This is a genomic window from Pilosibacter fragilis, from assembly GCF_032490495.1.
Lineage (GTDB): Bacteria > Bacillota > Clostridia > Lachnospirales > Lachnospiraceae > Pilosibacter > Pilosibacter fragilis.
This window is the reverse complement of record NZ_JAVYJB010000041.1, coordinates 1-4,967: the sequence shown is the minus strand read 5'-3', so window position 1 is coordinate 4,967 and position 4,967 is coordinate 1. Positions and strand designations below refer to the sequence as shown.

At 44.6% G+C, this 4,967-nt stretch carries 6 protein-coding genes and 1 pseudogene; 3 read left to right on the top strand and 4 right to left on the bottom strand.

The window, feature by feature from the left end; all coding sequences use genetic code 11:
• Positions 1 to 120: 120 nt before the first annotated feature.
• The 3 genes and pseudogenes from ABCW45_RS17525 to ABCW45_RS17515 form a co-directional block, all read left to right on the top strand.
• Positions 121 to 345, top strand: a pseudogene (locus ABCW45_RS17525) (MobV family relaxase); the annotation flags it as partial.
• 70 nt (positions 346 to 415) lie between these two features.
• Positions 416 to 607: a hypothetical protein gene (locus ABCW45_RS17520; RefSeq protein ID WP_002566025.1), complete on the top strand. Its 192-nt coding sequence runs from the start codon at positions 416 to 418 to the stop codon at positions 605 to 607.
• 94 nt (positions 608 to 701) lie between these two features.
• Positions 702 to 2,213 carry a recombinase family protein gene (locus tag ABCW45_RS17515; RefSeq protein ID WP_343221277.1) on the top strand — a complete coding sequence of 504 codons (1,512 nt, stop codon included), beginning with the start codon at positions 702 to 704 and terminating at the stop codon, positions 2,211 to 2,213.
• Positions 2,214 to 2,509: 296 nt separating this feature from the next.
• On the opposite strand, the gene ABCW45_RS17510 is transcribed toward ABCW45_RS17515, so the two are convergent.
• The 4 genes from ABCW45_RS17510 to ABCW45_RS17495 all read right to left on the bottom strand — a co-directional run bounded on the left by ABCW45_RS17510 (position 2,510) and on the right by ABCW45_RS17495 (position 4,867).
• Positions 2,510 to 3,163, bottom strand: a complete 654-nt coding sequence (locus ABCW45_RS17510) for a hypothetical protein (RefSeq protein ID WP_117504481.1) — start codon at positions 3,161 to 3,163, stop codon at positions 2,510 to 2,512.
• A gap of 168 nt (positions 3,164 to 3,331) precedes the next feature.
• Positions 3,332 to 4,192: a M20/M25/M40 family metallo-hydrolase gene (locus ABCW45_RS17505; RefSeq protein WP_343221276.1), complete on the bottom strand. Its 861-nt coding sequence runs from the start codon at positions 4,190 to 4,192 to the stop codon at positions 3,332 to 3,334.
• 11 nt (positions 4,193 to 4,203) lie between these two features.
• The gene (locus ABCW45_RS17500; protein ID WP_242998053.1) at positions 4,204 to 4,527 is read right to left on the bottom strand and encodes a zinc-binding metallopeptidase family protein; all 324 of its coding nucleotides are present in this window, start codon (positions 4,525 to 4,527) and stop codon (positions 4,204 to 4,206) included.
• The gene (locus tag ABCW45_RS17495) at positions 4,520 to 4,867 is read right to left on the bottom strand and encodes a LysR family transcriptional regulator (protein ID WP_343221275.1); all 348 of its coding nucleotides are present in this window, start codon (positions 4,865 to 4,867) and stop codon (positions 4,520 to 4,522) included. The genes ABCW45_RS17500 and ABCW45_RS17495 overlap by 8 nt, the downstream gene beginning before the upstream one ends.
• Positions 4,868 to 4,967 lie beyond the last annotated feature (100 nt).

Here is a 4,967-nt window from a genome sequence, read left to right as displayed (position 1 = left end):
AAAGAACTATAACACGTTGAAAACTTATTGATCAGCTGAAGCGGAAACGCGTTCAGTTACATCCGGAAAGACTGATCAGCTCTTAGCGGAATGCGTAGTCAGATGAGCCGGAATTTGCACTCCGGTCAGCTCAAAAAACACAAGGTCACGATAAACGACCTTTTGGCAGAAAATGAACAGTTGGAAGCCAGAGCCAAAGCCAGCGAAAAAGGCAAGATGAAAGATACGATGGAACGGGCAAAGCTGGAAAGCGAGCTGAAAGACATTCAGCGGCTGGTAGACCGTATCCCGCCGGAGGTGCTGGCAGAACTGAAACGGCAGCAGCGACACACAAGGGAACGGTGATCAATGACAGAAAACATTTCACGCCGCAGCATGGCGGAACTGCACTTTGAAAACTAAATACGGAGGTACTATGGAGCATATCAGATACAAGAAAGAAACAGAAGTCGTGACTTTTCAGGGAAAGGAAATCACGCTGGAAAATCTCTCCCCGGTGTTCACGCCGGAACAGGAAGCGGCAAAACGCCGGGAGCTGGAACAGCAGCTTTATGAGGTGTTCCGCAAGTATGCCGACAAACGGCAGAGTGAGGAAGCCGGGGCATAAGATTTTCCGAAGCCATCGTTGATTTGCGGGGCTGCTGACGGTATAATAAAGGTGTCAGCAGCTCCGTTTCTTTTTTTAGAAAAGGAGCGACAATATGAACAATCGAATAGACGCAATCTATGCAAGACAATCGGTGGACAAAAAGGACAGCATTTCCATTGAAAGCCAGATTGAATTTTGCAAATACGAGTTGAAAGGCGGTAACTGCAAGGAATACACAGACAAAGGGTACAGCGGCAAGAACACAGACCGTCCGAAGTTTCAAGAACTGGTGCGGGACATCAAGCGGGGCTTGATTGCAAAGGTCGTGGTTTACAAGCTCGACCGTATCAGCCGTTCCATTCTGGACTTTGCCAACATGATGGAGTTGTTCCAGCAGTACAATGTGGAGTTTGTGTCCTCTACGGAAAAGTTTGATACCTCCACCCCGATGGGGCGGGCGATGTTAAATATCTGTATCGTGTTCGCCCAGCTTGAGAGGGAAACCATACAGAAGCGGGTAACGGACGCTTACTATTCCCGCAGCCAGCGAGGCTTCAAGATGGGTGGGAAAGCCCCTTACGGCTTTCATACAGAGCCGATTAAGATGGACGGTATCAATACAAAAAAGCTGGTGGTAAATCCAGACGAAGCGGCAAATATCCGGCTGATGTTTGAGATGTACGCCCAGCCCACAACCTCCTACGGGGACATTACCCGGCACTTTGCCGAACAGGGGATTATGTTCAACGGCAAAGTGCTGATACGCCCCACGCTGGCGCAGATGTTACGCAATCCTGTCTATGTGCAGGCAGACCTTGATGTGTACGAATTTTTCAAAAGTCAAGGGACGGTCATTGTCAATGACGCTGCCGATTTTACAGGCATGAACGGCTGCTATCTGTATCAAGGGCGGGATGTGAAGCCCAGCAAAAAGAACGACTTGAAAGACCAAATGCTGGTACTGGCTCCCCATGAGGGCATTGTTCCCTCCGACATCTGGCTGACCTGCCGTAAGAAGCTGATGAACAACATGAAAATCCAGTCTGCCCGGAAAGCCACCCACACATGGCTGGCGGGAAAAATCAAGTGCGGGAACTGCGGGTATGCCCTTATGAGTATCTTCAATCCCTCCGGCAAGCAATACCTTCGCTGTACGAAACGGCTGGATAACAAGAGTTGTCCGGGGTGCGGGAAAATCATTACTTCGGAACTGGAAGCGGTTGTTTATCAGCAGATGGTAAAGAAACTGGCAAGCTACAAGACGCTGACAGGCAGAAAGAAAGCGGCAAAAGCAAACCCGAAAATTGCAGCACTGCAAGTGGAGCTTGCCCATGTGGACAGCGAGATTGAAAAGCTGGTGGACAGTCTGACGGGTGCAAACAATGTCCTGCTCTCCTATGTGAATGTGAAGATAGCGGAACTGGACGGACGCAAGCAGGAACTTCTGGCGAGGATAGCGGAGCTGACGGTGGAAGCCATCAGCCCGGAACAGGTCAGCCAGATTTCCGGCTACCTCGACACTTGGGAGAATGTATCCTTTGACGACAAGCGGCGGGTGGTAGACTTGATGATTACCACCATAGCCGCTACAAGCGACAGCTTGAACATCACATGGAAAATCTGACGGGCGGCACACCTCCCGTCAGACCGTTACCCTGTGTAGTCCCTTGTAAACTGTACTTTCTCTTGTCATAAGTTTATCCACCTTCTTATTATGCGCGTAGATTATTGATATATTTTGTTAAAAATGCCTTATTATCTTTTGAAGCTTGTAATGCATCTGTGTAGTAACCACCGATAACCTTTTGCATTCCTGTTCTTACTTTATCTTGCAATATTACATCATATTGTTTAAAGTCTGCATCACTCCCTTTTCGGAAAAGTGTTTCTGATATTACTTAGCCCAAACTATCCTGTTATTTATTGTTCTGCTTCTTTGACAACTTTGATACCGTAAACCTCTGTTATCTGTGCTGGATAACTTTCTGCAATTTCTCCGTTATATGCTATTTCAATAATGTCACCAACATTTGGTTGTGGAGCAGTACCTATGTTTTTCATTGGTACTGTAATCAGATCTGCACTGTTTAATTCTTGACTACCCTCTACTGGTTCTACTAAAAAATAATTATCACGAATTTCAAGAATGGTTGCTTCAAAAATAGTGTTATTTTCTTCACCTATTCCACTTGGTCTGAGCCATTGACCTGTTTCTTCATCTTTCACTAAAACCAACTCGTAACCTCTCTCCGGTCTGTTAAAATAAATTTCTGTATCATCCGAAGTAAGCTCTAATTGGAAGCTATGCTCTGCTCCAATCGGACTGTTTATTCCACCAAATGTCGAAAAAAATGTAAGATAATGTGGTTTTACTCCACCGCCATTGTCTTTAAATCCTCTGATATATCCTGTAGATGTTGGAATTCCTACATCAAGCGTGATCTCCGTTCCATCCTCTGATACAGAGTAATCAACTAATACGACATCCATTCTTTTTTGAAAACCTGTGCCAATAAAGAATAGAGCTACTAATACAGCTAAAATTACAATTACTGCAATTATTCTTTTTTTCATAATCAAACACCTCCATTGATTTGGTGAAACTTCAAACAAATTCGTTTTTAAATTACCCTTAATGTTATATTTATGCATCAATAATGCATAATTACACATTTTTTTTCATTCAGACACACAATTCCGAAAAGGGAGAAAAGAAACAACAGTGCCAATACATTCTCCAAACTATTTTTCTTTATAAAAAATGGGGATTTGTTTTTCGTGATATGTGCGGATATTTTTCTGAAAGTCAGGATCCACCAAAATATCATATCCAGTCATGGCAAGTCCTTTTGCGCCTTTTAAGCAGATTTCCTGCGCCTCTAAGCTTCCTGACGCATTTGCATACTCTATCGTATGACCCTGAATTGTTTTGTCATCTGTGATGGACAGATAATCATGAATCGCCGGAATTTTGATGGATACATTTCCGATGTCCGAAGAACCGTATTGCTTTTTCGGATCCGGCCATTCCATGTGAATTCCTATCAATTCCATATTATCCTTGAATGCCTGACACATCGGCTGATTTGGATATCGTTCCGCATAGATATCGCCCAGATTAATCAAAGCATTTGCTCCTGTCAGTTTTTCTGCATTTTCTACACAGCGTTTTAAAATTTCAATCAGTTCCTCCGTCCTCTTCATCGTATCCGCCCGGACACAGAACTCACATTCTGCCTGCGCAGGAATCACATTTGCAGCGCTGCCACCGTTTGTTATAATTCCATTGATGTTGTCCTGAGGATCGAATGTCGGACGTAGAAGATCAATCTGCTGGAACACTTGAAGAACAGCACTTAACGCATTGATTCCATTCTTCGGCACGGAGGAATGCGCTCCTTTTCCCGTAAAACTAATTGTCAGCGTACATGCTGCCCTGCCGCCTCTGCCAACCAGATTCGCTCCTCCGGATGACGGATGCATCATCAAAGCGAAGTCTACATCGTCAAATGCTCCATTTCTGAGAAGTTTTGCCTTTCCAGCTCCTCCTTCCTCCGCCGGAGTTCCGATCAGGCAAACATTTCCGTTTAATTCCGCCATCATGGAGGCAAGTCCTAAAATGCCCCAGTCGAACAGGTGGCAATCAGATTATGACCACAGCCATGTCCAATGCCTCTGAGTGCGTCATATTCCGCCAGAAATGCAACATTCGGTCCCTTCCCTTTTCCCGCTTTATCTGCGCGAAAGGCAGTCTGAAGACCTCCATACCCCTTTTGCACCTGAAATCCGTGATGCTCCAGAACCGAAGAAATTGCCTCCACCGCCTGAAACTCTTCAAAACCAAGTTCCGGATGATCATGGATCTTCTTTGACAATTCAAACAATTCATCCCTGCTGCGATTGATCGCATCTGCAATACGTTCTTTTTTATTATTCATGTATTTCCCTGCTTTCATTCTGGAATGCTACTGCTGCCATACACATCACTCTTGTCATTAACTGGATCCAATGCTCATCCACCATAAAATGCTCATTGTGTGCTAACGCATACTCTCCTACCGCCATCTTGATAAATTTTGCATATCGGTACAGGCTCTCCCCTGCAGTTGTCAGGGTAAGCGTATTCTTTCTGTTAAAAAACTCTACTCCAAACTGTTTTTCCAATTTTGCAATATAATTACTCAATGATTGCTGCGAAATATACAGTTGAATATTACGGGTACTTTTACACCACTTGTCCGGATTGAGGAAACCATTGTTCCGGATTGAGGAAACCATTGTTCCGGATTGATGGAAACCGCTCTTCCGGTCATTAGGGAACCACTCTTATAATGGATGTAAGCATCGAATTTGATGCTAATTCATTATGAGGGAGGTC